Annotated in this window: 21 protein-coding genes; 13 read left to right on the top strand and 8 right to left on the bottom strand. The window is 61.3% G+C overall.

Going from position 1 to position 26,039, the window contains the following annotated elements; translation table 11 throughout:
• Nucleotides 1–33 precede the first annotated feature (33 nt).
• The gene (locus tag BW33_RS25670; protein ID WP_047602116.1) at nt 34–1,530 is read right to left on the bottom strand and encodes a sensor domain-containing diguanylate cyclase; all 1,497 of its coding nucleotides are present in this window, start codon (nt 1,528–1,530) and stop codon (nt 34–36) included.
• A gap of 440 nt (nt 1,531–1,970) precedes the next feature.
• Here BW33_RS25670 and BW33_RS25665 point away from each other — a divergent pair, with 440 nt between their 5' ends.
• On the top strand, nt 1,971–2,666 hold the full coding sequence (locus BW33_RS25665; RefSeq protein WP_047602115.1) for an SDR family NAD(P)-dependent oxidoreductase: 696 nt from the start codon (nt 1,971–1,973) through the stop codon (nt 2,664–2,666).
• Nucleotides 2,667–2,756: 90 nt separating this feature from the next.
• Complete coding sequence (locus tag BW33_RS25660; protein WP_047602114.1) at nt 2,757–3,776, top strand: AraC family transcriptional regulator; 1,020 nt, start codon at nt 2,757–2,759, stop codon at nt 3,774–3,776.
• A gap of 6 nt (nt 3,777–3,782) precedes the next feature.
• Here the strand turns inward: BW33_RS25660 and BW33_RS25655 are convergent, their stop codons facing one another.
• On the bottom strand, nt 3,783–4,196 hold the full coding sequence (locus BW33_RS25655; RefSeq protein WP_047602113.1) for a cupin domain-containing protein: 414 nt from the start codon (nt 4,194–4,196) through the stop codon (nt 3,783–3,785).
• A 301-nt stretch (nt 4,197–4,497) separates the two neighbouring features.
• On the opposite strand from BW33_RS25655, the gene BW33_RS25650 reads away from it, so the two are divergent.
• Nucleotides 4,498–5,544: an alpha/beta fold hydrolase gene (locus tag BW33_RS25650; RefSeq protein ID WP_052032768.1), complete on the top strand. Its 1,047-nt coding sequence runs from the start codon at nt 4,498–4,500 to the stop codon at nt 5,542–5,544.
• Between the two features lie 25 nt (nt 5,545–5,569).
• On the opposite strand, the gene BW33_RS25645 is transcribed toward BW33_RS25650, so the two are convergent.
• The 3 genes from BW33_RS25645 to BW33_RS25635 form a co-directional block, all read right to left on the bottom strand.
• Nucleotides 5,570–6,592, bottom strand: a complete 1,023-nt coding sequence (locus BW33_RS25645) for a GlxA family transcriptional regulator (protein WP_047602111.1) — start codon at nt 6,590–6,592, stop codon at nt 5,570–5,572.
• A 93-nt stretch (nt 6,593–6,685) separates the two neighbouring features.
• Nucleotides 6,686–7,846 carry a radical SAM protein gene (locus BW33_RS25640; protein ID WP_047602110.1) on the bottom strand — a complete coding sequence of 387 codons (1,161 nt, stop codon included), beginning with the start codon at nt 7,844–7,846 and terminating at the stop codon, nt 6,686–6,688.
• A gap of 73 nt (nt 7,847–7,919) precedes the next feature.
• The gene (locus tag BW33_RS25635; protein WP_047602107.1) at nt 7,920–8,864 is read right to left on the bottom strand and encodes a LysR family transcriptional regulator; all 945 of its coding nucleotides are present in this window, start codon (nt 8,862–8,864) and stop codon (nt 7,920–7,922) included.
• Between the two features lie 122 nt (nt 8,865–8,986).
• Here BW33_RS25635 and BW33_RS25630 point away from each other — a divergent pair, with 122 nt between their 5' ends.
• The 5 genes from BW33_RS25630 to phnE all read left to right on the top strand — a co-directional run bounded on the left by BW33_RS25630 (nt 8,987) and on the right by phnE (nt 12,882).
• Nucleotides 8,987–9,379 carry a RidA family protein gene (locus tag BW33_RS25630; RefSeq protein WP_047602105.1) on the top strand — a complete coding sequence of 131 codons (393 nt, stop codon included), beginning with the start codon at nt 8,987–8,989 and terminating at the stop codon, nt 9,377–9,379.
• 260 nt (nt 9,380–9,639) lie between these two features.
• Nucleotides 9,640–10,503, top strand: a complete 864-nt coding sequence (locus BW33_RS25625; RefSeq protein WP_041072554.1) for a putative selenate ABC transporter substrate-binding protein — start codon at nt 9,640–9,642, stop codon at nt 10,501–10,503.
• On the top strand, nt 10,500–11,297 hold the full coding sequence (locus BW33_RS25620) for a phosphonate ABC transporter ATP-binding protein (protein ID WP_047602103.1): 798 nt from the start codon (nt 10,500–10,502) through the stop codon (nt 11,295–11,297). The genes BW33_RS25625 and BW33_RS25620 overlap by 4 nt, the downstream gene beginning before the upstream one ends.
• Entirely contained in the window at nt 11,291–12,118 is an 828-nt protein-coding gene (locus BW33_RS25615; protein WP_047602101.1) for a PhnE/PtxC family ABC transporter permease, read from the top strand. The genes BW33_RS25620 and BW33_RS25615 overlap by 7 nt, the downstream gene beginning before the upstream one ends.
• Nucleotides 12,115–12,882, top strand: a complete 768-nt coding sequence (gene phnE / locus BW33_RS25610; protein ID WP_047602100.1) for a phosphonate ABC transporter, permease protein PhnE — start codon at nt 12,115–12,117, stop codon at nt 12,880–12,882. Before BW33_RS25615 ends, phnE begins: the two co-directional genes overlap by 4 nt.
• A 10-nt stretch (nt 12,883–12,892) precedes the next feature.
• On the opposite strand, the gene BW33_RS25605 is transcribed toward phnE, so the two are convergent.
• On the bottom strand, nt 12,893–13,666 hold the full coding sequence (locus tag BW33_RS25605) for an AraC family transcriptional regulator (RefSeq protein ID WP_047602099.1): 774 nt from the start codon (nt 13,664–13,666) through the stop codon (nt 12,893–12,895).
• Between the two features lie 200 nt (nt 13,667–13,866).
• Between BW33_RS25605 and BW33_RS25600 the strand changes: the two genes are divergently transcribed.
• From BW33_RS25600 to BW33_RS25580, 5 genes are read left to right on the top strand one after another with little or no spacing between them, the layout of a single operon-like run.
• Nucleotides 13,867–15,495 carry an APC family permease gene (locus BW33_RS25600; protein ID WP_047602098.1) on the top strand — a complete coding sequence of 543 codons (1,629 nt, stop codon included), beginning with the start codon at nt 13,867–13,869 and terminating at the stop codon, nt 15,493–15,495.
• Nucleotides 15,496–15,517: 22 nt separating this feature from the next.
• Entirely contained in the window at nt 15,518–16,444 is a 927-nt protein-coding gene (locus BW33_RS25595; protein ID WP_047602097.1) for a 4-hydroxyproline epimerase, read from the top strand.
• A gap of 48 nt (nt 16,445–16,492) precedes the next feature.
• Nucleotides 16,493–17,440, top strand: a complete 948-nt coding sequence (locus BW33_RS25590; RefSeq protein WP_047602096.1) for a dihydrodipicolinate synthase family protein — start codon at nt 16,493–16,495, stop codon at nt 17,438–17,440.
• Between the two features lie 58 nt (nt 17,441–17,498).
• Nucleotides 17,499–19,076, top strand: a complete 1,578-nt coding sequence (locus BW33_RS25585) for an aldehyde dehydrogenase (NADP(+)) (RefSeq protein ID WP_047602095.1) — start codon at nt 17,499–17,501, stop codon at nt 19,074–19,076.
• Nucleotides 19,077–19,078: 2 nt separating this feature from the next.
• Nucleotides 19,079–20,350 (top strand): NAD(P)/FAD-dependent oxidoreductase, encoded by a 1,272-nt coding sequence (locus BW33_RS25580; protein ID WP_047602094.1) that lies wholly within the window; start codon nt 19,079–19,081, stop codon nt 20,348–20,350.
• Nucleotides 20,351–20,399: 49 nt separating this feature from the next.
• On the opposite strand, the gene BW33_RS25575 is transcribed toward BW33_RS25580, so the two are convergent.
• Nucleotides 20,400–20,996, bottom strand: coding sequence for a hypothetical protein (locus tag BW33_RS25575; RefSeq protein ID WP_442965420.1), 597 nt, complete (start codon nt 20,994–20,996; stop codon nt 20,400–20,402).
• Between the two features lie 12 nt (nt 20,997–21,008).
• The gene (locus BW33_RS25570; protein WP_047602091.1) at nt 21,009–25,703 is read right to left on the bottom strand and encodes an RHS repeat-associated core domain-containing protein; all 4,695 of its coding nucleotides are present in this window, start codon (nt 25,701–25,703) and stop codon (nt 21,009–21,011) included.
• Nucleotides 25,704–26,039 lie beyond the last annotated feature (336 nt).

Below are 26,039 nucleotides of genomic sequence, written 5' to 3'. Positions count from 1 at the left end.
CCGACGGCGATCTATCGGACAAATGCCCACTGATCACCTCACAAACCGGTTACGCCCCAACGCCTTGGCGTTATACAACGCCTGATCCGCCACCTCGATCAACCCTTGCAGGGTTTCCAGTTGCGAGCCCGAGGCCGTAGCGATGCCGATACTCACACTCAGCCGTCCGAACGGGCTGGAAGGGTGCGGGATGTGCTCCTGCTGCAAACGATCGAGGATCATCTGCGCCACCACCGCAGCACCGTCGCTGTCGGTGGCCGGCATGATCACGCTCAGCTCCTCGCCGCCGTAACGTGCCACCAGATCCGACGGGCGCCGTACACAACCTTCGAGGATTGTGCCGACCTTCTGCAGGCAGGCATCGCCGGCGACATGCCCGTATGAATCGTTGAACAGCTTGAAGTAATCGATATCGATCATCAGCAACGCCAGCGTCGTGCCATCACGTTGTGCGCGCCGGGCTTCCATGGCGAGGCTCTCATCGAAGCAGCGCCGGTTGGCCAGACCCGTCAGGGCGTCCTTCATCGCCAGCAACTCAAGCTGGCGATTGGATGAGAGCAACTGCTGCTGCGTCCCGCGCAATTGGTCTTCTGCCTCGGTACGCCTGCGGATATCCACAATCAGGAACCAGCCGATGAGCCCGGTGAGCCCCAGCAATCCCGCAACCACCACTGCCGACAGCCAGGCTTCCATGCGCCACGCAGCAAGGGATTCGCGCTTGCCGAGGGCGACAGTGGTGATCAGCGGCAACCGGTCACTCTTGCGGAAGGCATAGAGCCGCTCGACGCCATCGAGGCTGGAGGTAAACGACGCGGTGCCGACGGATCGATCGACCAGATACTTTGCATAGATGGGCGACTTGGAAAAGTTGCGCCCCATGTCCTGCTCGCGGAAGGGATAGCGCACCAGCAACGTGCCGTCGGTGTAGGACAAGCCGATGGCACCCTCCTGCCCGACATCGATCTTGCCGAACAGGCGCAGGAAGTTTTCGACCCCCAGGGTGACCGCCACCACCCCGGCAAACTCGCCGTGCGCATCGTTGAAGCGGCGGCTGACGGTAATCACCCACTCTTGATTGGAGCGGCTCTGGATCGGTGGACCGATAAAGGTCTCGCGGCTCGGATCGTCGCGATGATGGATGAAGTAGGCGCGATCACGGCTGTTGGCCCCGGCCGGAATCGGTCGGTTGGAAGACATCAGCCAACGGCCCTGGTTGTCGTAGATGGTGATGCCGCTGAGTTGCGGCATCAGCGGTTCCTGACGATTGACCAGTGTGCTCAGACGCTGGATCTGCGCGGGGCCGCTGCCTTCGGTTTCCAGACGTTCGACAAGTCCGAGCAGCAGCAACGAACTCTGGCGGACGATGCCTTCGGAGTACGTCGCCAGCGCCTGGGTCAGGTTCAAGCCATGAACGTCGACTTCCTCCAGCGCGCGCTCTCGAGAGGCCAACACTTTCCACACCGTCAGTGACGCGAGGGAACAACCGATCACCAACAACAAAAGCACAACCAGGCGGGTATCACGCTTCACATTACTACCTTTGGGAAAGTCCGGTTTCCGTTCCTGCGGCGGGTCGACCGACTCGATGACTGCAGCCGCGTGTCCTTGTCGCGCGCAAGGATACAAGTAGCACTGGCTTGCTGCAGCAACAGATTATGTCGCGCCAAAAAAAGTACTTCCGACTTGCGCTGCGTCATCCGGAAAAAAAGCGCGCTAAAGACTTCAGGACAGCATTTGCGCTTGGCGAAACAGCGACAAGAATGCCAGACCAAACCATCGCCAGGCTTTCAAAATCCGCTTGGCGCCGCAAGCTTGAAGCCAACTTTCTGACGCCTGTTTCACGACCCTTTCCCCTTGTTTTGCCAAGCATAAAATTTTGGCACTTTTGCACAACAAGTTGACATCCAAAAGCATGCCACGGGCCACCGATGTCATTAGAGTATGCGCCCTTAAAAAGGAAAGGACTCTTGATGACTCAGTCACTCTCACGGCGCGTTGTGGCGATTACCGGCGCCCTGGGGAATCTCGGCGAGACCCTGGCGGACATGGCCGCAGCCCAGGGCGCAGATCTGGTGCTGATCGATCGGGCGATGATTACGCTGCCCAGCTCCCACAATCGACTGGTCCTGTCCGGCATCGATCTGACCTCCCTTGCCGATTGCCAGGCAGTCGCCCACCAGATCAACCGCTATTTCGGTCGTCTCGATGCGCTGGTCAACGGCGCTGGAGGCTATGCGTGGGAACCGTTGTTGGGCGGTGCGCTAGAGGCCTGGGATCGGCTCTATTCGCTGAACCTTCGAACCGCATTGAACGCCAGCAAAGCCCTGCTGCCATTACTGCTGCAATCCTCGACCGGGCGCATCGTCAATATCGGCGCGAGCATGGCGGCCAAGGCCGGACTGGGGATGGGCGCTTACGCTGCATCGAAATCCAGCGTACTGCGCCTGACCGAAAGCCTCGCCGAAGAACTCAAGGACATGAGCATCACGGTCAATGCCGTGCTGCCGAGCATTCTCGACACCCCGCAAAACCGTGAGGCCATGCCCGACGCCGAACATCAGCGCTGGGTGACACCGGCGCAGTTGGCGGCGGTCATTCTGTTTCTGATTTCGGAGCAAGCGTCGGCGGTCACCGGCACCGGCATTCCGGTGATCGGGCGCATGTAGGGTCTATTGACGCCGCGCGCCTTGGCGACGTCGCTTTCTTCACCTTTCGGAAAAGCAAGATCACCGGATTACCGGACTTCCCCTCCCCCCATGCGACCCGCCACTTCCAGCGCTGCCTTCGTTAACCACGTCCTTGATGTCGCCGAACAATACGGTTGCGATGGCGATTGGCTGTTGCATCAGACCGGACTCTCACGCGAGCAGTTGTCCGACTCGATTGTGCGCATTCCCATGCGCCAACTGCGTGCCTTGCTGGAACTGGCGGCGCTCAGCAGCAACCTGCCGCATTTCGGCCTGTTGGTCGGCGCCGCCGTGCGCCCGGGCACCTATGGCGTGCTGGGTTATGTGCTGATGACCAGCGCGACACTGGGCGAGTCGCTGAACATGATTCTGCGATTCGGCAAGATCGTTTACGACAGCCCTTCCAGCCAGACCCGGATCGTCATCGGCGACGGCCGCGTGAGCCTCGAAGACCAGCGCATCAGTGAGCTGGAGCCTTACTGCGCCCTGCATCAGGAGGCCCTGATGGTCGGCTGGGCAGCATTCGGCCGCTGGTTGATCGCGAGTCATCAGCCGATGCTGGAAGTGCGGATGATGCATCCGGCGGTGGGCGAACCGGCGCTGTATGAACACTTCTTTGGCTGTCCGGTGCAGTTCGAGGCCGGTTGCAATGCGCTGGTGTTCGCCGAGTCGACGCTCTCGACGCGGATCCAGGGGGCCGACCCGCGCATGCATCGCAGCATGCTGCTGGAGGCCGACTGGCAGCTGTGCCTGTCGTATCCGGCATTTTCCGTGACCGACCGCTTGCGCGCACTGCTCACCGAACAGTTGCCGACCGGCGATTTCAGCCTGAAAAGCCTGGCCCGGCAGTTGGCGATTTCGCCGCGCACCTTGCAGCGCAAACTGGCGGCTGAAGGAGAAAACTTCAATCAGGTGCTGGAAACCATGCGCATGGAACTGGCCGACCATTACCTGCGCCGTACCGAGACCAGCATCATGAACATCGCCCTGATGCTGGGTTACTCGCAGGCCAGTTCTTTCAGCCATTCCTTCCGTCAGGCACGCGGGATTTCGCCGGTGGACTACCGCAAGTTGCTGCGCGCCAGATAAGCCCGGTCACGGCTTCAATTCCAGCAGCGGCTGACCCTTTTTCACCACATAGGTCGCCAGTTCCACGCCTTGGTCCTGGCCGACGTTCTTCGCCACATGGGCCACGCCCGCCGGGATGAACAGCGAATCCCCGGCCTTTAGCGTGACCGCCGGCCGGCCCTCCAGCTGATACTCCAGCGTGCCGCGGAGCACGTGCGCCACCTCGACACCCGGATGCGCATGTCGCGGCGCAGTCACGCCCGGGTCGAAATCGATCCGCGCCTGCAGCACCTCGCGATCCGCGTCGCCCAGGTCCTGACGAATCAGGTCGGTACGGCTCAGGCCCTGCTGCCAGCTCATGGCCTGAGCGTCTGCCGCCTGCGCCAGGCCGGTGAATGAAACCAGTGCGGCCACAGTGGCCAGAATCAGTGTGCGTTGCATGCAAATACCCTCTCGACAGTCATGGTGTGAAGGCCATCACTGTGAGCGTGGCGTGTAGCGGCGATGTGTCAAAAGACCCGGGTTTGGTCTCGCCGTGTATCACGCGCAATGCTGGATACACGGCCATACAAAGCACACCGGCTGTGTATCACAGTGTGTACAGACACCCCGGCGATACATGAACTTGAATCACCGCGCTTTTTCGACATGGGCCAGATACGTCACGGCGTTCAAATGCCTGCAAGGTTTGCCGGGATCACCCCGCACCTGCCCCCAACAGGCTTGCCAAGGAGACATCAGCATGACGACCGCAGCGTTCAACCGTATCAACCCCCGCCATTCAATCCTCGCTCTGGCGCTGTTCGGCGCGATGGCAGCGACTCAAATGCCAACGGCCGCCGCCGCGCAACCGGCACCCGGCGACCACAAGGTCAGCTATTCCGCGCCCTCGCCGTTCGGCCCGCTCAAACATGTGAAGGCCGGACTGCTGGATGTGGCATACGCCGAAACCGGCCCGGCGCAGGGGCCGGTGGTGATTCTGCTGCACGGCTGGCCGTACGACATTCACAGTTATGACGAGGTCGCGCCGTTGCTCGCCGCCAAGGGTTATCGGGTGTTGATGCCGTATGCGCGGGGTTATGGCGACACACATTTCCTCTCGGACCAGACACTGCGCAACGGCCAGCCTGCGGCGCTGGCCAGCGACGTGATCGACTTCATGGACGCCCTGAATATCAAGCAAGCGGTGCTCGGTGGCTACGACTGGGGCGCACGTTCGGCAGACATCGTCTCGGCGATATGGCCGGAGCGAGTCAAGGCACTGGTCTCGGTCAGCGGCTACCTGATCGGCAATCAGGCTGCCGGGCAGAATCCGTTGCCGCCCAAGGCCGAATTGCAGTGGTGGTATCAGTTCTACTTCGCCACCGAACGTGGCCGTGACGGCTACCGGAAAAACACCCACGACTTCGCCAAGCTGATCTGGCAGCTCGCCTCGCCGAAGTGGGCGTTCGATGACGCCACTTTCGACCGCAGCGCCAAAGCTCTGGAGAACCCCGATCACGTCGAGATCACCGTGTTCAACTACCGCTGGCGTCTGGGCCTGGTGCAGGGCGAAGCGCAATACGCGGCGCTGGAACAGAAACTCGCCAGCGCCCCGTCGATCAGCGTGCCGACCATCACCCTCGAGGGTGACGCCAACGGCGCGCCGCACCCGGCGCCCGAGGATTACGCCAAGCGCTTCACCGGCAAGTACCAGTTCCGCCTGATCAACGGCGGCATCGGCCACAACCTGCCGCAGGAAGATCCGCAGGCGTTTGCTCAGGCGGTGATCGACGCCGATCATCTCTGAGGCCAATGGCCGAAAACGCCTCGGTCTATTTGACCAGGCGTTTTTCCCTGGACGGTCGATAACCGAAAAACGCGCTGTAGCATTTGCTGAAATGGCTCGGCGAAACGAAACCACAGGCCACCAGCACTTCCATCTGGGACAGCTCGGTGTGCTGCAACAGGCGCCGGGCTTCGGTGATGCGCAATTCCAGGTAATAGCGCTGCGGCGTGGTGCCGAGTTGCTCCTTGAACAAACGCTCCAGCTGCCGCCGCGAGCGACCGGCATACACCGCCAGTTGCTCCAGCTCCAGCGGTTCCTCGAGATTGGCGTCCATCAGTTTGACCACCTCGCGCAACGGTGCGCTGACGCAGAGGTTTTCATCCGGTTTGATCCGTCGATACCGCGACTCCTCGAACGCCAGAATGTCCTCGATGCCTTCGACCAGCGCCTTGCCGTGCAGGCTCTTGATCCAGTCCAGCGCCATATGGAAAGCCCCGGACGGACTGGATGCCGTGAGCCGGTCGCGATCAATGACATAAGGTTCACTGCTGACCTGGGTGGCTTTGGCAATTTCCGTCAGCGCCGGACGATGTTCCGGGTGGATCGCGCAACGATAGCCATCGAGCAGCCCGGCGCGGCCGAGAAACCACGCACCGTTCCACAAACCGGCCAGACTGACGCCGCGTTCCGCGGCCGCGCGCAGCAGGCTGATCAACTCTTCGCTGGCCTTCAGCTCAGTGCGGTAACCGCCACACACCACCAGCAGATCCAGCTGCGCAAGACTGGCCGGGTCAATCCGCGCATCCGGGCGAATCACCAGCCCCAGATCGCTGATCACCTCACCCTCGCCCAAACCGAACGTGCGCGAGCTGAACAGTCCGGCGCGCAACAGGTTGGCGGTGATGATGGTGTCCAGCGCCTGGGTGAAGGCCGGCAGTGAAAAGTGCTCCAGCAACAGGAAACCGGTGCGGGTGATGCGGGTCTCGGCGGATTGCTCATTCAGATAGCGGAGGTTTTTGCCCTTCATGCCTCCGCTGAATTGACGTCGTTCGATCAAGGTCTGGCCCATCGGTCATGTTGTTATGCGCCGATAGTTGGCTTGATGGGCCAAAGAGTCAATCACGCTTGTGGCAACTGAATTGGCGAGACCAGCTACGCACGGTCAGACGACGGTGAGATAACCCGCACCGAGCCGGCCTTCCAGACGCCCGTACAGCACGTAATGCTGATAACCGCTGGTGAAGGCCCCCGTGGCAATCGCGTTTTTGACGTCCTGGTTCATCTGCAGGTATTGCGCTTCGTCAAAGTTCTCCGCACTGACTTCTCCGGTTCGCCCAAGCTTGTCGCTTTCGATCGGTAGCCCCACGATCGTGCGCCGCTGGAAGTCAATGATGCGGTTGACGGCGTGTTCTTTCAGCGGCCCGTGATTGGGTAATGTCGCATAAATGTGCATGCCGTTTTTCGCGCAGCGATTACACATATCGACGCAGTTCTGCTGGGTGTATTTGAGGCGAGTCAGCTGTGGCAGTGGCACGTCCAGATATTTGCCGAGCTGGAATTCGGTCTGATTGAAAACAGAGCAGCACAAGATAGTGTTGCCGTTGCAATCGAGCACTAGCCAGTTGTCTTTGAGCGTGCACGCCTGCTTGGGATACTGGCGAACCAGGTTGACCAGGTCGTCGTACGGCGGCAGCGCGAGTCGTTTCAGGGTCTCGCGATCGGTGTCGGTCACCGACGAATCACCCTCGATCAGCGCGAGCGTCTTCTCCAGCGGCATCATCACGGAAAAACCGGTGGAGAAGTCAAAACCCAGGCGCTGGCTGAATTCACGCATCAGCCCTTCTTCTTCCATGTTGTCGAGATAACGGTGGTAGTAAACCTCGATCCGCGTACTCAAGCCATGTTGCTGCTTGAGCTCATGCAGTTTGATCATGTTGGCCTTGACCACTTCAATGTCGCCGCCCACGTGCCCCTGCTGGTAAGTCTCCTGGTAAAACCCGGACAACGAAATACGGAAGAACCACGGGTTGGCCAGCATGGCGGTTTCCATGTTCTTGGCCAGGTTCAAGTTGGAGCTGATACCGCTCTGCAAACCGGCTGCATTGATGATCTCGACAAACTCACCGATTCGCGGATGGATCAACGGCTCGGTCCAGTTGTACAGAAAGATCGTCTCGACCCCTTCGTCGCGGGCCTTCTCGACGATCTTGCGAAACATGTCGACTTGCATGGCTTTCTTGAAGTTGACGTTTTCCGAGTTGCCCATCGGGCACGAAGGGCAGCTTAAATTGCACGCGCCGACAATATCGATGTACATATTCATGACGGGTGACGCTCCTTGGGTGAATAGCGGTGCATCCAGAGCTGCCGACGCTGTGATTGCCGTTATTCGTTATTTATTTGACAGTCTCAGAGCGCGGTTCAGCAAGTTCCGGGCCATTGGCACGGTGAGCCATCAATTTCACGATCCAATCGATAAATACCCTTAGCTTCTGGCTGATATGCCGGTTCGGCGGGTATGCCACGTAGAGCGGCATCGGCTCGAGTTGCCAGTCTTCGAACAGCGGCACCAACTCGCCCCGGGCCTGATGCACGTGCGACATGTACCTGGGCAACCACAGCACGCCCATGCCGGCCAGCCCTGCCGCAAGGTAGGCGTTACCGTCGTCGACGGCGAGCACGTGGCGGCCCTTGATCTGCAGGTGCTCGCTGCCATTGTGCAAGGCGTAAGGCACCGGTTTTCCCGTGCGTGCCCAGAGAAAGCCGACCACCCGATGATGCGAGTCTTCCAGCTCGCGTGGATGCCGCGGCGTTCCGGCGCGGGCCAGGTAACTCGGCGCGGCGAAGACCCCGAGCTGAAGGTCGGCCACCCGTCGCGCCATCAATGACTGATCGAGCAATTCGCCGCCGCGCACCACGCAGTCGACGTTCTCATCGATGATGTCGACGATGCGGTCGCTGACACCCATGTCGATCTGAATATCCGGATAACGCTGGTGAAACTCAGGTAATGCCGGCAGCAGAATCAGCCTCGCCAGCGGGCTCGGCACATCTACGCGCAAGCGTCCTCTGGGCAATGCCGAGGCGCCGGACAGACTGGTTTCGGCGTCGTCCATATCGGCCAAGAGCTTGATGACTCGCTCGTAATAGATCGCGCCATCGGCAGTGACGTTGACCTTGCGCGTGGTGCGGTTGAGCAACTTGACCCGCAGCCGGGCTTCCAGTTGCTGGACGAGCTGGGTCACGGTGGTCTTGCTCATGTGCAGGGTCTCGGCAGCCTTGGTGAAACTCCCCGCCTCGACCACCCGGGCGAACGCCTGCATTGCATCGAAACGGTCCACTTCGCACCCTCGGATTGTTTGGAAAATACAAACAGTGAACGCCAAGGTTGCGCGTTTATCGCCACTGCGCAAGCCCCTACAGTCACTCCATCAGCAACCACCAAACAATGATGGAGACACCCATGACCCAGCGCGACGTCGTTTTCCCGCCAGCCCGCCATGCGCTTTACGAGCGTCATCGTTATTCACCGGCCATTCGCTCCAATGGTTTTCTGTTTGTCTCGGGACAGGTCGGCAGCCGTGAAGACGGCTCGCCCGAACCGGATCTGCAGGATCAGGTGCGCCTGGCCTTCAACAACCTCAATGCGATCCTCGATGCCGCCGGTTGCAGCTTCGCCGATGCGGTGGACGTCACGGTGTTCATGATCGATCCGCAATCGACCTTCGAAACCATCTGGGAAGTGGTGCCGGAGTTCTGGGGCAGTGCACCGTATCCGACGATTACTGCGGTCGGCGTGACCTGGCTGGCCGGGTTTCAGTTCGAGATCAAGGTGATTGCCAAAATCCCCGTGTAGGAGCTGCGGCACGCTGCGATCTTTTGGTCGTCAATCGAAACGCAAAGATCGCAGCCTCGTTTCACTCGACAGCGCCTACAGTTTTTTTCGTGATCACACCGGCAGTGAGCTGCTGATCCGAGCAAACCACTGGAATGAAACGTGGTGTAACCCTCCGTCTGCGTACAAATTCGCCGCTTCGTCTAACCTGATTGAGCGCCCGCGCGCGACACCGCGCCCGGTGGCGCTTAGAATGCGACGCTCATGAAACGGAGATTTCCATGCTCAAACGAACCCTGGCACTGACTGCTGGTCTGGCCCTGTCTTTTTCTGCTCTGGTGGCGCATGCCGCCGATGTGTTGCGGGTCAGCGCGATTCCCGACGAAGCCCCGACCGAATTGCTGCGCAAGTTCGAGCCGCTGGGCGCGTATCTGGAGCAGCAGCTGGGCATGAAAGTGCAGTTCGTTCCCGTGGCCGACTATCCGGCGGTGGTTGAAGCGCTGGCGACCGACCGCCTCGACATGGCCTGGCTGGGCGGTTTCACCTTTGTTCAGGCACGCCTGAAGACCGACGCCACCACCCCGGTGATCCCGCTGGTGCAGCGCGAGCAGGATGCGCAGTTCACCAGCAAGTTCATCACCGCCGACCCGAACGTGAAGAGCCTGGCCGACCTCAAGGGCAAGACCTTTGCCTTCGGCTCGGTATCGTCGACGTCCGGCAGCCTGATGCCGCGTTACTTCATGCTGAAGAACGACAACATCAAGCCTGAAGCCTATTTCAGCCGCGTCGCCTACTCCGGTGCGCATGACGCCACCGTCGCCTGGGTCCAGGCCGGTAAAGTCGATGCCGGTGTGCTGAACGCCAGCGTCTGGCAGAAACTGGTGGACGCCGGCAAGGTCGACACCAGCAAGGTCCACGTGTTCGCCACCACCCCGGCCTACTTCGATTACAACTGGACCGTGCGCGGCACCCTCGACCCGGCGCTGGCGGCGAAGATCAAGAAAGCCTTCCTCGACCTCGACCCGGCAAATCCTGAGCAGAAGAAGATTCTTGATCTGCAGGCGGCCAGCCGCTTCATCGACACCAAGCCCGAAAACTACAAGGGTATCGAGGAAGCTGCTCGCGCTGCCGATCTGTTGAAATGACCCTGAGCCTCAAAGAAGGCACTCTGCACCACGCCAACGGGGTCGATGCGCTACGCGGCGTCGACCTGCAGATTGGCGCTGGTGAGCAGGTGGCGATCATCGGCCCGTCCGGGGCCGGAAAATCCAGTCTGTTGAACTTGCTGGCCACCGCGTTGCGCCCCAGCAGCGGCGACATCGAGGTGCTGGGCGAACGTCCCTGGCATCTCTCCGCCCGTCAGCGGCAACGCCTGCGTGCGCGCATCGGCCTGGTGCATCAAGCCCCACCGCTGCCGCCGCGCCAGCGCGTGGTAACGGCGGTGCTGGCCGGCAAACTCGGCCAGTGGAGTTTGGGCAAGAGCCTGCTGAATCTGCTGCATCCGACGGATATTCCCGGCGCCCGTGCGGCCCTCGCCCGCCTGGATCTGGGCGACAAACTCTTCGCTTACTGCCAGCAATTGTCCGGCGGCCAATTGCAGCGCGTGGGCATTGCCCGAGTGCTGTATCAGGCACCAGAGATTCTGCTGGCGGACGAACCGGTGTCGGCGATGGACCCGGTGCTGGCCGGGCACACCCTGTCGATCCTCTCGCAGCATGCCCGGGCGCATAACGTCACGCTGGTGGCGAGTCTGCATGCGGTGGAACTGGCGCTGGCGCACTTTCCGCGCATCATCGGTTTGCGCGACGGCCAGATCCTGTTTGACAGCCCGGCCGAACAGGTCAGCCGCGAGATGCTCAATACGCTGTACGCCAACGAGCAATTGCAAAGCCCGACGACGCCCAGTGCGCCGCTGATTGTGCAGATCCCGCGATGCTGAGGGCCGATTCACGCGACCCGGCCGCCGCGCCGCGATTACTGCTGACCCTGCTGGCACTTGCCCTGCTGTGGCCGGGCATCCAGCTCAGCGAACTGGATCTGGGGGTGCTGCTGCACAGCGACAGCCAGACCGAAATGGGCCGCTTCATCTCCGGATTCTGGCCACCGGCGCATGACCACGACTTTCTCCAGTTGCTGCTCAAGGCGACCCTGCAAACCCTGGCCATCGCCACCGCCGGTATGGCCCTGGCACTGCTGCTGGCGGTGCCGGCCAGCCTGATTGCCAGCCGCGCGCTGTCGTTGTCTGCGGCGTCCCGGAGCGGTATTCCCAGTCGGCTCGGGCGCTTGCTGCGCTGGCCGGTGCGCGGGCTGCTGATCTTCTTGCGCAGCGTGCCGGAAATCGTCTGGGCGCTGCTGTTCGTGCGCGCCGTGGGCCTCGGCCCGGCGGCCGGTGTGCTGGCGATCGCCATCACCTACAGCGGCATGCTCGGCAAGGTCTACGCGGAAATCTTCGAGTCCACCGACCAGCGCCCGGCGCATGCCTTGATGCAGGCCGGCAGCGGACGGCTCGCCGGTTTCGCCTATGGGATTCTGCCGAATGTCGCGGCGGAGTTGCTGTCGTACACGGTGTATCGCTGGGAGTGCGCGATTCGCGCTTCGGTGGTGATGGGGTTTGTCGGCGCCGGTGGCCTCGGCCAGCAGATCGACCTGTCGTTGCGCATGTTCGCCAGCGGTGAAGTGGCAAGCATGTTGCTGACCTTCCTGATTCTGGTGCTCGGTGCCGATCAACTCAGCCGTCTGCTGCGCTGGAGGCTGACATGAATCGCCTGATCAATCTGTTGCTGATCGTCGCGATTGGCGTCGCGGTTATCGCCTCGTTCGGCTACCTCGAACTCGACCTCGATGAACTCGGCAGCGCCACCAGCCTCAAGCAGATGGGTGCCTATGCGCAGCGCTTTCTCAGCCCGGACCTGAGCGCCACGCATTTGCAGGCGATCCTCAAGGGTTCGCTGGAAACCCTTGCCATGTCGGCCCTCGGCACCCTGCTCGCAGCGGTGTTCGGCATCCTCCTCGCGCTGCCTGCCGCCGGACGTTTCGGTTGGCCGCTGCAAAGCGCTTCGCGGCTGCTGCTCAACGGTCTGCGGGCGATTCCGGAACTGGTGTGGGCGGCACTGATGGTGCTCGCCGCCGGCCTCGGCCCGAATGCCGGCACCCTGGCGCTGGCCCTGCACACCACCGGGGTGCTCGGCCGGTTGTTCGCCGAAGCGCTGGAAAACACCCCGCCGGAACCTGCCGAAGCGATCCGCTTGCAGGGTGGCAACCCGGTGCTCGCCTTCTGCTACGGCACCCTGCCCAACCTCGCGCCGCAGTTGCTCGCGTATTGCCTGTATCGCTGGGAAAACAACATCCGCATGGCCAGTGTGCTGGGCTTCGTCGGTGCCGGTGGTTTGGGGCAGATGCTGTATGTCAGCCTCAGCCTGTTTCAGGAAGCGCAGGCGAGTACGGTGATTCTGGCGATGCTGATTCTGGTGCTGGGCGTGGATTCGCTGAGTGCGTGGAGCCGGCAGCGCTGGGTCAAGGCCTGACCGGCAAGCCTCACTGCGCCGTCGCCAACCGATACTGGCGCGGGGTGAATCCGGTCGAAGCCTTGAACTGCCGGGTGAACGCGCTGTGGTCGGTATAACCGCACTGCAGCGCCACTTCGGTGATCGGCAACTCGCCGTGCAACAGCCGATGCGCATGCTCAAGACGCACTTTCTGGATCATCTGGCGCGGCGTCAGGTGGAACACTCGCTTGCAGTAACGCTCCAGTTGCGCCACTGAAATCCCGGCGATGCGCGTCAGTTCGCTCAGGCTGACGCGCTGATTGAAGTTCGCCCGGATGTATTCATCCACCGCCGCCAGACGCTGATACGCCGGATGGGTTTCGCTGGCGGTTTGCAGGTCGACGGAAATCCCCGCCAGGCCGATGATCCGGTTGTCGCGGTCGTACAGCGGACGCTTGTGGGTCAGGCACCAACCCGGTTCGCGGCTGCCGTACAGATGCAGCTCGAGCTGATCCTCCAGCACAAACCCCTCTTCCAGCACGCGCCGATCCTGCTCGGTGTAACCCGGGCCCAATTGCGCCGGAAACACCTCGGCACTGGTCTTGCCCAATAACGGTCGCAAGTCTTTCAGACCACAGCGCTGCACCAGCGTCTGGTTGGCCATGACGTAGCGCGCCTGCGGATCCTTGATGAAGATCGCCGCGTTGGGAATCACATCGAGCATCGGCAACAGCAGCGCCATGCTGGCAAGCAGATCGTCAAGGCTCTGCGGTCGGCTCACTTCGTTCTGCTGGCTCAGGATCGCAAACGCGTTCTGCGTCATGACTGTCACTCCCCACTGTGCGCATTGACTTGCGCGCAGATTGCCCCATGGCCGACAGCCTGTCGAGCCGGGCCTTTGCCGTTGGCCATTGTGCTGATTTCGTCATCGTCACCGGCAAAAAACATCAATCGCGCAACGCCTGATGAGTTCACTGTAGCGCCACTGCACGCCCCTCCAACAACCAACAAGAAGGCGACGCTATGACAGGCCAAGGCAAGTTCAAGAAACAACTTTCATTGATAGATCTCACGTTCATCGGACTGGGGGCGATCTTCGGTTCGGGCTGGTTGTTCGCCGCCAGTCACGTGTCAGCCATCGCCGGTCCGGCAGGGATCTTTTCCTGGCTGCTCGGTGGTTTCGCCGTGTTGCTGTTGGGCATCGTCTACTGCGAATTGGGCGCCGCGCTGCCCCGTGCCGGCGGTGTGGTGCGTTACCCGGTTTACTCCCACGGCCCGTTGCTCGGCTACTTGATGGGCTTCATCACGCTGATTGCGTTTTCCAGCCTGGTGGCGATCGAAGTGGTTGCCTCGCGGCAATATGCGGCGGCGTGGTTTCCCGAGCTGACCAAGGTCGGCTCCAGCGACCCGACTGTGCTTGGCTGGTTCGTGCAGTTCGGGCTGTTGTGCCTGTTTTTCCTGCTCAACTACCGCAGCGTGAAGACCTTCGCCATGGCCAACAATCTGGTCAGCGTGTTCAAGTTCATCGTGCCGCTGCTGGTGATCGGCGTGCTGTTCACCTTCTTCAAACCAGCCAATTTCGAAGTGCATGGCTTTGCGCCGTTCGGCCTGTCCGGCATCGAAATGGCCGTGTCGGCCGGCGGGGTGATCTTCGCTTATCTGGGCCTGACGCCGATCATTTCGGTGGCCAGTGAAGTGAAGAATCCGCAACGCACGATCCCGGTCGCGCTGATCCTGTCGGTGCTGCTGTCCACCGCGATCTACGTGCTGCTGCAGACTGCTTTCCTCGGCGGCATTCCGACCGAGATGCTCGCCAATGGCTGGGCCGGCGTCGCCAAGGAACTGGCCCTGCCGTATCGCGACATCGCCCTGGCACTGGGCGTCGGCTGGCTGGCGTATCTGGTGGTGGCCGATGCGGTGATCTCGCCCAGCGGCTGCGGCAACATCTACATGAACGCCACGCCACGGGTGATCTACGGCTGGGCGCAGACCGGGACCTTCTTCAAGATTTTCACCCGCATCGACGAAAAATCCGGCATTCCGCGCCCGGCGCTGTGGCTGACCTTTGGCCTGTCGGTGTTCTGGACCCTGCCGTTCCCGTCGTGGGAAGCGCTGATCAACGTGGTCTCCGCCGCGCTGGTATTGAGCTACGCCGTGGCCCCGGTGACGGTCGCCGCACTGCGTCGCAATGCGCCGGACATGCCGCGTCCGTTCCGGGTCAAGGGCATGAGCGTGCTTGGGCCGCTGTCGTTCATCATCGCCGCGCTGATCGTCTACTGGTCAGGCTGGGGCACCGTGTCGTGGTTGCTCGGCCTGCAAATCCTGATGTTTGTCATCTACCTGTTGTGTGGGCGCATGGTGCCAACCGCGCACCTCAACCTCGGCCAGCAAGTGCGCTCATCGGCGTGGCTGATCGGCTTCTACGCTGTGACCATCGTCCTCTCCAAACTCGGCAGTTTCGGTGGTATCGGCGTGCTCAGCCATCCGTTCGACACGGTGATCGTCGCGGTCTGCGCGCTAGGCATCTACTACTGGGGCGCGGCCACCGGCGTACCGGCACACCTGATTCGTCTGGAAACCGAGGACGACGAAAGTGAAGCCACTGAATCCTCTACCCATTCGGCAACGGGCCAACGCCCGGCTCACGCCTGACATTCACTGAAGGGACGCGTTCATGAAACGACTGCACATCATCGATTCCCATACCGGCGGCGAACCCACACGTCTGGTGATGAAAGGCTTCCCCGACCTGCCCGGCAACAGCATCGCCGAGAAGCGCGATGCCCTGCGCGAAGGCCACGATCAATGGCGCCGCGCCTGCCTGCTGGAGCCGCGTGGCAACGACGTACTGGTCGGCGCGCTGTACTGCGCGCCGGTGTCGCCGGATGCCACCTGCGGGGTGATTTTCTTCAACAACGCCGGCTACCTCGGCATGTGCGGCCACGGCACCATCGGCCTGGTCAACTCGCTGCATTACCTGGGGCAGATCGAACCGGGCGTGCACCAGATCGACACCCCGGTCGGCCCCGTCAGTGCCACCCTGCACGAGGACGGCGCGGTGACCCTGGGCAACGTGCCGGCCTGGCGCTACCGCAAACAGGTGCCGGTGGACGTGCCCGGCTACGGTCGCGTGTTCGGCGACATCGCCTGGGGCGGCAACTGGTTTTTCCTGGTTTCCGAACACGGCCAGGACCTGCAGATGAGCAACGTCGACGCCCTGACCGATTACACCTGGGCGATGCTCAAGGCCCTCGAAGCCCAAGGCATTCACGGTGAGGACGGCGCGCTGATCGACCACGTCGAACTGTTTGCCGACGACGCCCACGCCGACAGCCGCAACTTCGTCATGTGCCCGGGCAAAGCCTACGACCGCTCACCCTGCGGCACCGGCACCAGCGCCAAACTCGCCTGCCTGGCCGCCGACGGCAAACTCGCCGAAGGCCAGGTCTGGACGCAAGCGAGCATCACCGGCAGCCAGTTCGAAGGGCACTTCGAATGGCAAGGCGACCGCGTACGTCCGTTCATTACCGGCCGCGCCTACATGACCGCCGACGCCACCCTGCTGATCGACGAGCAGGACCCTTTCGCCTGGGGCATCTGACCTGCCCCGTTTTTTCGACTTGAATGAATGTCCCGAGGAGCTACAACAATGAGCGATAACATCTTCACTGGCTGCATTCCCGCGCTGATGACCCCGTGCACCGCCGAGCGCAAACCTGACTTCGACGCACTGGTGGCCAAGGGTCGCGAGCTGATCGATATCGGCATGAGCGCAGTGGTTTACTGCGGCTCGATGGGCGACTGGCCGCTGCTGACCGAGGCCGAGCGTCAGGAAGGCGTGGCGCGTCTGGTGGCCGCCGGGGTTCCGACCATCGTCGGCACCGGCGCGGTCAACAGCCGTGAAGCGGTGTCCCATGCCGCGCACGCCGCGAAAGTCGGCGCGCATGGCCTGATGGTGATTCCACGCGTCTTGTCCCGTGGTGCCTCGGCCACCGCACAAAAAGCTCACTTCGCCGCGATCCTCAACGCCGCGCCGAACCTGCCGGCGGTGATCTACAACAGCCCCTACTACGGCTTTGCCACCCGCGCCGACCTGTTCTTCGAACTGCGCCGCGAACATCCGAACCTGATCGGCTTCAAGGAATTCGGCGGTGGCGCCGATTTGCGCTACGCCGCCGAGAACATCACCTCGCAGGACGATGCCGTGACCCTGATGGTCGGTGTCGATACGCAAGTGGTGCACGGTTTCGTCAACTGCAACGCCACTGGCGCGATCACCGGCATCGGTAACGCCCTGCCCCGCGAAGTACTGCAACTGGTGGCGCTGAGCGAGCAAGCGGCCAAGGGCGATGCCAAGGCGCGGCGCCTGGCGCGCGAACTGGAAGCGGCGCTGGCGGTGCTGTCGTCGTTCGATGAAGGCTGCGACCTGGTGCTGTATTACAAGCATCTGATGGTGCTCAACGGCGACCATGAGTACGCCCTGCACTTCAACGAAACCGACGCCCTCAGCGATGCCCAGCGCCGTTACGCCGAGACCCAGTACGCGCTGTTCCGTCAGTGGTACAAAAACTGGTCCGCCGAACAGCACCTCGCCTGACCGCAGCCCCTGCCCCGGTGTGATGCCGGGGCTTCACCTCTTTTATCAAGGAAGCGTCATGACTCTGACAGGCCACATGTTGATCGGCGGCCAAGCCATTGCCGGCAGCCGTGAAGCGATCCATGCGATCAATCCCGCCACCGACGCGGCGCTGGAACCGGCCTATGCCGGTGGCACTGCCGAGCAGGTCGAACAGGCCTGCGCACTGGCGTGGCAGGCCTTTGATCGTTATCGCGAGACATCCCTGGAGGCGCGCGCCGAATTTCTCGAAACCATCGCCAATGAGATCGAAGCCCTTGGCGATGCGCTGATTGATCGCGCGGTGGCCGAAAGCGGCCTGCCACGCGCACGGATTCAAGGCGAACGCGGGCGCACCTGCGGGCAACTGCGCACCTTCGCCCGCACTGTACGTGCCGGCGAATGGCTGGACGTGCGGGTCGACCCATCACAACCACAGCGCCAGCCACTGCCACGTTCTGATCTGCGCCAGCGGCAGATTGCGCTGGGGCCAGTGGCGGTGTTTGGCGCCAGCAACTTTCCGCTGGCGTTCTCGGTGGCAGGCGGTGACACCGCTTCGGCACTCGCCGCCGGCTGCCCGGTGATTGTCAAGGCGCACAGCGCGCATCCCGGCACCAGTGAACTGGTCGGCCAGGCGCTGACTCGCGCAGTGAAAAAATCCGCTTTGCCTGAGGGCGTGTTCTCGCTGCTGTTCGGTTCCGGCAACGAAGTCGGCATTGCGTTGGTCAGCGATTGGCGCATCAAGGCTGTGGGCTTCACCGGCTCACGCAGTGGCGGCCTCGCCTTGAGTAAAGCGGCGCAGGCACGGCCCGAACCGATTCCGCTGTATGCGGAAATGAGTTCGATCAATCCGGTGCTGCTGTTTCCCGCAGCGCTTGCCGCACGCGGTGAGGCGTTGGCGCAGGGCTTTGTCACCTCGCTGACTCAGGGCGCCGGGCAGTTCTGCACCAATCCCGGGCTGGTCATCGCTCGCCAAGGGGCGGCGCTGGACAGGTTCATCGCCGCTGCCGCCGTAGGGGTCCAGCGCAGCCCGGCGCAGACCATGCTTACGCCGGGGATCTTCCGCGCCTATGCCAGCGCAGTCGCCGCGTTGGCCGAACATCCTCAGGCGCAACGCGCAGCAAGCGGTCTCGCCGCTGAAGGCCCGAACCAGTGCCAGGCGCAGTTGTTCGTCACTCAGGCGCAGGAATTCCTCGCTGATGTGCGTCTGCAAGGTGAAATATTCGGCTCGGCGTCGCTGATCGTGCGATGCGCCAACGACGATGAAATCCGTCAGGTCTGCGAACATCTCGAAGGCCAGTTGACCGCCACGCTGCAGCTGGATGATGCCGATCTGGACCGCGCCCGGGACTTGTTGCCGACACTGGAACGCAAGGCCGGACGCCTGCTGGTCAACGGCTGGCCGACCGGGGTCGAGGTGTGTGACGCGATGGTGCATGGCGGGCCGTTCCCGGCCACGTCGGATTCGCGCAGCACCTCGGTCGGCACGGCGGCGATCCTGCGTTTCCTGCGTCCGGTGTGCTATCAGGATTTCCCCGACAGCCTGCTGCCGCAGCCGCTGAAACAAGCGAATCCGCTGCAGTTACGGCGCTTGCTCAACGGTCAGAGGGAAGCCTGAACATGCCCGACAACCTCACAGCGGACAACGCCGATATCGCGGTGATCGGCGCCGGCATCATCGGTGTCGCCTGCGCCCTGCTACTGGCACGTCAGGGTAAACGGGTGGTGGTCATCGACAAGCAACCGCCCGGTCATGGCGCCTCGTTCGGCAACGCCGGGCACCTGGCCACCGAGCAGGTGTTTCCGATTGCCGACGCGTCGATCCTCATGCGCCTGCCGGCGATGCTGATGGACCCGATGGGACCGCTGCGCCTGGACTGGAAGTACCTGCCACGCGCCGTGCCGTGGTTCAGCCGATTGCTGCTGAACCTGCGCCCGGCGCCGTTTCAGCGCACCGTGGCCGGCCTGCGTGCGCTCAACGAAAGCAGCCTCGACGCGTGGCAGCGCTTGCTGCACAGCATCGCCCGCCCCGACCTGCTCAAGGAGGACGGCTCGCTGCTGGTGTTCGAGCGCGCCGAGTCGCGGCCAGCCATCGAAGCCTTGCAGGCGCGCATGCGTCAACAGCAGGTGCCGGTGGATTTGTGGTCGGCCAACGCCGTAAGGGAGCGCGCGCCGCAGCTCAGCGAACAGATTCAGGGCGGATTGTTCTACCCGCGCACCGGGCATTTTCTCGACCCGTATCAGGTGGTGTGTGAACTGGTGAGCGCTGCCAAAACGGCCGGCGTGCAGTTCCTCCAGCAGGAAGTTCGGGGTGGCCAGTTGCAGGAGCATGGCGTGTCGTTGCTCACCGATCAGGGGCGTTTCACCGCGCGGCAGGTGCTGATCGCCTGTGGCGCACATTCGGCGAAGCTCACCACGGCGCTGACCGGTAAACGCGTGCCACTGGACACCGAGCGCGGCTATCACCTGATGTTGCCGCACGAGCACGGACGCCTGCCGTTCGCCGTCACCTCGCTGGAGCGCAAGTTCATCATGACGCCAATGACCAGCGGCCTGCGCCTGGCCGGTACGGTGGAGTTCGCCGGCCTGCAGCGCCCGCCGTTCATGGAGCGCGCCTGGCAATTGCATCGCTTGAGCAAGGGCTTGCTCCGCCATGATTTGAATGTGGAGGACGCGACGCCGTGGATGGGTTTTCGTCCGTCGCTGCCGGACTCGCTGCCGATCATCGACAAGGTCTGCGACGGCAAGGTGCTGCTCGCGTTTGGGCATCAGCATTTGGGGCTGACGCAGGCGGCGGTGACTGCGCAGATGATTGCCCGGCTGGCGTCACCGGTAGCTGTCCCGGGACATGAGCTACCGGCGCTTGCGGCTTATGAACTGGATCGGTTCTGAGCTTGAATACATGCCGACGTCGGCGCTGGAAACCTGAGATGACCGTCGCCTACCTTTTCTTTTTAGTCTCGGCGGCCCATACCTTGAACTTCTCATCCATCGCTTGGGCGAGGGAAATCACACGAGCGATGGCAGCCGGGTTGTCCTCTCTGAGGTCGCTGGGTAACCGGTCATGATCGTAGGGCTCATCTGCACCCAACACTCCGGCCAAGTGCGCGTTTACCCTGAAAATCAGATGAAGCGTGCGCCAGCAAACAGCTTCCTCAATACGGGAAAGACTGCCGCCCAATTGCGACTTGGCTATTTCTTTCCCGCCTACCCAAAGGCTTGAATGAAATAAAAACTTGATCGCGTCATACCCGGATTGGGTCCTGTCGTAATCCGGGTCCGAAAAAAGTACTCGCCACTTGGGAACCTCCGAAAATCTGAAGGAACACAACACCGGTTTGAACAGGCGGTTCCGGATGTCTACATCTTCGCGGGAGCTCGGTAGTGTCACGTAAAAATTTTCGAAAACCTCAACCAGGTAGCCCAGATTGCCCGGCACATTTTCGATAAGACGGGCAATCACAAAACCTTGTTGGTCCGTTTCCCGGCATGCCGGAATGTAAAACAAGTCTCCAGGTCTGGCATTCTTACCTAGCATCTTCACGGTTCTTTAGTCCTTAGTCTCATCGCTTTTACACGAATCGGCTTTTTTGATTTTTTCGTACCAGGCAACATGGGATTGGGATCTGGGATCTTTTCGTCGCATGTTAATCGCGTTGATTCGATTACCCGGCCATCCCGTCAGCGTTTTGAATTTCTCAATGAAATATTGCTCGTACCCTTTTGACTGCGAGTAATTCAGATTTGGCTCTAAAACCTTCAGGCTCGCCGTTCCCAAACGGCTTACACCATTGACAAAAGACTTGGCATGCTGAGCCTCGCGCAGTACTGCAGGTTGCTTGGTCAAACCGACATAGAAGGGAATTTTCTGGCTGCCTCTGAAAAGCCCATAAACGATATAACCACCGGCTGTCAGCGGCGTCGGGACCCACCCAAGCGGATCGACCCAGAGTATCGGGTTGCGAGCATACTGATAAAGATTCAACCCTCCGGCATAACCAATCGGATCTTTGCTGATAAACCGCCCAACCGCCGGATCATAGTATCGATACCGGTTGTAATGCAGCCCGGTCTCATGGTCGTGATACTGCCCTTGAAACCGTATCGGGTTGTCTACACCCAACTGCTGCGCCCATTCCGAGCGCTGCTCCTGTATTTGCCCCCAAGCCTTGTAATTCGCGCTCCAGGCCAGATTGCCTGCAGCGTCCGTCAGCTCCTGAGGTGTACCCAGATGGTCACACTGGTACCAGAGAACCGCATCGAAAGCCGATGCTGCGGGTTGACGGCGCCATTGAGGATCGTCCTCAAGGCTGTAGTCTTCACCGTAGTCCGAAGGGGCAGATAAATCGATGGGGGCATTGCAAATCGCCTGTACCAACGGCACAAAACTGTCCGGCTCATAGAGATAATGAACGGTGCGACCCACCGCCCCATCCTGCTCGGCCGGACTGCTTTCCCAGGCCAGGTGGTCGCCGTCCCATCCGTACAAGGTGAAACCGCAGTGATGCTCGCGTTGTGCCCGGGCCTGTTCGCTGCGGTTCCATTGCGAGCCGGCCTGTGAATGCGGTTTGAAGTGTGCGCTGGACCTTTTGTAAAGCCGCCGTCCCATCGCGTCATAGGCAAAATCAACGGTCAGGCGCTGGTCTTCGAAGTGCACCAGCCGATCGAAAAGATCCCATTGAAACTGGCTGCGGTTGCCGTCCTCGATACGCTCTGTCAGGTTGCCGCGCTCGTCGTAATGATAGCGAGTGCCGGCCTGCTCTCGCAGCACGTTGTCGACCCACTTTCTGCGCATGGGGGTCTGATCCAGTGGCCGACGAGTCTCGTTCGTGGTGTCATCCAGCAGGTTGCTCGCCGGGTCGAAGGCAAAGATCTCCTCACCTTGCCGGGTCGTGGCCGCCAGCAGCCGCTCGACCGGATCGTAGCGATAGCCGATGTGACCGCGACGGCTATCGTTGATGTCGGTGAGCTGACCAGCCTCATCATATTGATAACTACGTTTGAGCAGCGTTGACATGCCATCGTTACGACCCAGCAGTTGCTCCTGGAGTCGACCGAGCGCATCCCACTGTTGCGTTTGCAACAGTTGATTGCCTTGGTGCCTTGCAATTTCGCGGTGCAGGTCATCGCGCTCGTAACGGATCAGGTCGTGCTGGTCGAGACGCAGCGCCAACAGATGGCCGCTGCCGTACGTCAGCCAACTGACCCGATGACCATCCGGGCGGACAGTCGCACACCGTTGGTTGAGCTCGTCGTATTCATGCTGCCAGACTGCGACAATCGGTTGTTCCAGGCCCAGGTAGTGTTGATGCTCGCGCAACAGGTTGCCGGCCGGATCGAAGAACCATTGCAGTCGACTGTCAGCATTGCTGGCCTGCGTGAGGTTGCCATTGCCGTCGTAGGTAAACATTTCACTTTGGGAATGCCCTGACAGACTGACGACAGTCTCGATCAGGCGCCCCATTGCATCGAAGCGCGGCGAACGCCGATGTTCGCCGTTGATCACACAGGCCAGCTGGCCACTTTGCACATCGTACTGATAGCGGGTAACCCGTCCGTCGAATCCGCGCTCTTCCAGCAATCGGCCCATACCATCGAACTGAAAGCGTGCCGCACTCTGATTTTCATTTTCCAGCGCGATCAACTGACCGAGTCGGTCCCAGCGATAGCGCAAGGTCTGCTCACAGGCATCCACGCGCTCGGCAATCATCCCGGCAGCGTTATAGGACCAGGTCGTGCAACGATCGAGACCATCGGAGTAAGCAAGCAATCGCCCTTCGGCGTCATATTCGAAGCGCTCCTCGCTCTTGTCCGGATGCTTGACCGACACGACTTGGCCGCTGCGGTATTGGTACTCGGTGCTCTGCCCTGCCGCATCGGTAAAGCAGACCATTTGCCCACGCTCGTCATACGCCCAGGCGCTCTTCTTGCCTGAACAGTCGACGTACTCCAGCAATTGCCCTGCGTCGTTGCAGGCTAGCGATTTCTCGCTGCCATTGGCTGCTTTTATGCCTGTTGGCAGACCTGCCTGGTTATATGCATACTCGGTCTTGTTCCCCAGCGGGTCGATCGCCTCCACCAGGTTGCCGCGATCATCGTAACCTTGACGCCACAACCCGCCTTCGGCATCAAGGATCTTGATCAACTGATCCTGATCATCAAAGGCGTAATGCGCCACGCTGTCATCGGCGCGAATGTGTTCGAGCAGGTTGCCACGCAGATCGTAGCAGTAGCGATCGACGCTGCCATCGGCGTGAACATGGCGCAGGACGTTCTTGGCTTCATCGCGAAACAGCCATTCGGAACGTCCATCGGCGTAACGAATGCGATAGGTGTAGCCGAGGGCGTCGCAGTAGTGCGAGGTCTGATTGCCAAGTGCGTCGGTGACACGTGTCAGGCGTATCCGCGGATCCCATTCCAGTTGCGTTTCGAAGCTGCCATCGTCCGCCCATTCGCGGACCGCTCGGGCTTTGGCGCCCGTTCCTTGCCATTGCAGGTTGGTGCCGCGGCCAGTGCGATCGGTGTAACGGGTCACCAGATGGTGCTGGTATTGATACGCCCAGGCTTCGCCGTTCTCGTCTTGCGCCTGGATCAGGTCGCCCAGTTCATCGTACTGATAGGCGCACAGTTGTCGCTGCGGCACACCATCGACGATTTCCCAGAGGCCGGTCAGGCGGCCGTGATCATCGATCAGGGTGCCCAAGTGCCGGTGGACCTGGCTCATGTCGCCCTGATAAGTGATCAGATCCGACAGCACCGAACGCTGACCGTGGTGATGCTCGTAGTGCAACATGATCGCGGCGCCGTTGCGCAGAACGATGCTGATCAGTTGAAAACTCTCGCCTTGCCAGACGTAGCTCTCCTGCCGTTCGAAACCACGACAGAGCAGCAACTGCTCCTCGCCACTGCGCACCAGGGTCAGTTTTTCGATGGGGTCGTAATGTGTAGTGCCCACTTTGAGCAGCGGAAAATCGATCTGGCGACCATCGGCCTCGTAAAACGCCAAACGATTGCCGACACGATCAAAACGCGTGGTGAACGGGGTGATCCAGCGAGCGCCCATCACCTCTTGATCATAGGCATCGAGGCAGGAGCAATAGGTTCGGGTCCACTCAAGCGGGAACGGTCCCGGTAACGAGAAGTCCGTGTGATCGAACGACTCGCTGCCCACGGCAAAGTTGATCCGACGACAGGTGCTGCACAACACCTTGTTCTTTTCTTCGTTGGGACGTTTATCGGCGGGGACCTCGTCCTTGCGCACCTCCAGCGCGCCTTCGCCGGCCATGTGTCTGGCCTGGCTGGTGGTCGTCGGTTTGACGTTGGCGCCCTGCCCTTGGTCATTGCGCTGACGCCAGGCCTCTACCGCCTGGGCGAGTGCCTGCAGCAGGCCGCCAATGGAGTGCGGCTGCTCGACGTTGCCGAGGCTGGTGATCCGCGCGTGCAACTCGGTTGCCAATGCCCGCAATGCGGCCACAGTGTCGAGAAGCCGTTGCCTGACCTGAGCCGCAGGCAGGGTTGGGGTGCCGCTGCTGGCCATGCCTCGACCGGCCGCTTTGCAGGCATTGGCGACAGCAGCGAAAATATTGCTGATGGTAGCCTTGGGATCGTGCAAGAACGCCTCGACCGGCACCCCGGCCTGGTGCTGGAAAGGCTTGCCATCGAGTGCAGCGTTACCGGCGCCCTCCATGCCAGTGGCGATTTCGTTGACGACGCTCGTGCCCAGGCTGGCCGCGGCGTCGATAATCTCCGGGAGTCGGGCCTGAGCCTGCGTCACGAAATCATCCAGAGTGCCTACGATATCGGCGTTCAAATGGCCAATGATGGTTTCAATCAGCGAATCGCCGAGCACTTGTTTGCCACCCTGGCTCAGCGTCTGGCGCACCAGAAACAGCGTCGGACGCAAGCTCATGCGTGCAGCTGCCATGTTTGGCGGCGCGGGCAGGATTCCAATCAGGTTGATACCCAGACTGACCCAGTCCAGAGGCTCGCGTCTTGAGTTGTCGCAGAGTCCGGTGATGTCGTTCAAGACATCGACAAGCGCCATGATGTTGCCGGCGGTGGGCAGTGCACCGGCCTGCGTCTTGATGCGCTCGAGCGTCACTTGATCGCCGCTGTTTGCCCTGAGCCAGGCATCGAACCGGGCGGCGCTGCGCCCGACATCTTCGACCTGAATCAGATTCAGTGGAACCACCGCGACTTGCGGCTGAGACAGATCGGGTGTGGCGCTCTCGGTCGATGCGAACATTCCATTGTTCCTCGTACGAGGCAGTCCATAGGGACGCCAGTGCGCAAAAAACAACCAAAAGTCGTGCCAGCCATCATATGGCCATTAGTTATCAAGAACTTGAGCCCGATCGGTAGAAGCAGTCAGCCTCACACCGCGCCAGACTGGCTCAAAGTGCGCAAGAAGTTGCGCAGTACTGCGCAACTTCTTGCGCACTTGGCTGTAAGGTGCAGCCTAGAGCTTCAGCATCCTTCCTGCATGGCACGGATCGAACGTCAACTGCGCAACTTCTTGCGCAATCGCATTCCGATGGCGGGATCCCGACCCACTCTCTCCACCCGCCACGCTCAGCAATAA

It is taken from the genome of Pseudomonas sp. RIT288, assembly GCF_000631985.1.
In the GTDB taxonomy this organism is placed as follows: Bacteria; Pseudomonadota; Gammaproteobacteria; order Pseudomonadales; family Pseudomonadaceae; genus Aquipseudomonas.
This window is presented reverse-complemented; position numbering and strand designations above follow the sequence as displayed.

Excerpts from the sequence above, each read along its gene's own strand:
- BW33_RS25590 (WP_047602096.1), top strand. The coding sequence starts at position 16,493 with ATGAGCGATAACATCTTCACTGGCTGCATTCCCGCGCTGATGACCCCG.
- BW33_RS25640 (WP_047602110.1), bottom strand. The coding sequence starts at position 7,846 with ATGAATATGTACATCGATATTGTCGGCGCGTGCAATTTAAGCTGCCCT.
- BW33_RS25580 (WP_047602094.1), top strand. The coding sequence starts at position 19,079 with ATGCCCGACAACCTCACAGCGGACAACGCCGATATCGCGGTGATCGGC.
- BW33_RS25615 (WP_047602101.1), top strand. The coding sequence starts at position 11,291 with ATGCTGAGGGCCGATTCACGCGACCCGGCCGCCGCGCCGCGATTACTG.
- BW33_RS25655 (WP_047602113.1), bottom strand. The coding sequence starts at position 4,196 with ATGCAACGCACACTGATTCTGGCCACTGTGGCCGCACTGGTTTCATTC.
- BW33_RS25605 (WP_047602099.1), bottom strand. The coding sequence starts at position 13,666 with ATGACGCAGAACGCGTTTGCGATCCTGAGCCAGCAGAACGAAGTGAGC.
- BW33_RS25620 (WP_047602103.1), top strand. The coding sequence starts at position 10,500 with ATGACCCTGAGCCTCAAAGAAGGCACTCTGCACCACGCCAACGGGGTC.
- BW33_RS25570 (WP_047602091.1), bottom strand. The coding sequence starts at position 25,703 with ATGTTCGCATCGACCGAGAGCGCCACACCCGATCTGTCTCAGCCGCAA.
- BW33_RS25600 (WP_047602098.1), top strand. The coding sequence starts at position 13,867 with ATGACAGGCCAAGGCAAGTTCAAGAAACAACTTTCATTGATAGATCTC.
- BW33_RS25660 (WP_047602114.1), top strand. The coding sequence starts at position 2,757 with ATGCGACCCGCCACTTCCAGCGCTGCCTTCGTTAACCACGTCCTTGAT.
- BW33_RS25645 (WP_047602111.1), bottom strand. The coding sequence starts at position 6,592 with ATGGGCCAGACCTTGATCGAACGACGTCAATTCAGCGGAGGCATGAAG.
- BW33_RS25595 (WP_047602097.1), top strand. The coding sequence starts at position 15,518 with ATGAAACGACTGCACATCATCGATTCCCATACCGGCGGCGAACCCACA.
- BW33_RS25585 (WP_047602095.1), top strand. The coding sequence starts at position 17,499 with ATGACTCTGACAGGCCACATGTTGATCGGCGGCCAAGCCATTGCCGGC.
- phnE (WP_047602100.1), top strand. The coding sequence starts at position 12,115 with ATGAATCGCCTGATCAATCTGTTGCTGATCGTCGCGATTGGCGTCGCG.
- BW33_RS25630 (WP_047602105.1), top strand. The coding sequence starts at position 8,987 with ATGACCCAGCGCGACGTCGTTTTCCCGCCAGCCCGCCATGCGCTTTAC.
- BW33_RS25665 (WP_047602115.1), top strand. The coding sequence starts at position 1,971 with ATGACTCAGTCACTCTCACGGCGCGTTGTGGCGATTACCGGCGCCCTG.
- BW33_RS25625 (WP_041072554.1), top strand. The coding sequence starts at position 9,640 with ATGCTCAAACGAACCCTGGCACTGACTGCTGGTCTGGCCCTGTCTTTT.
- BW33_RS25650 (WP_052032768.1), top strand. The coding sequence starts at position 4,498 with ATGACGACCGCAGCGTTCAACCGTATCAACCCCCGCCATTCAATCCTC.
- BW33_RS25575 (WP_442965420.1), bottom strand. The coding sequence starts at position 20,996 with ATGCTAGGTAAGAATGCCAGACCTGGAGACTTGTTTTACATTCCGGCA.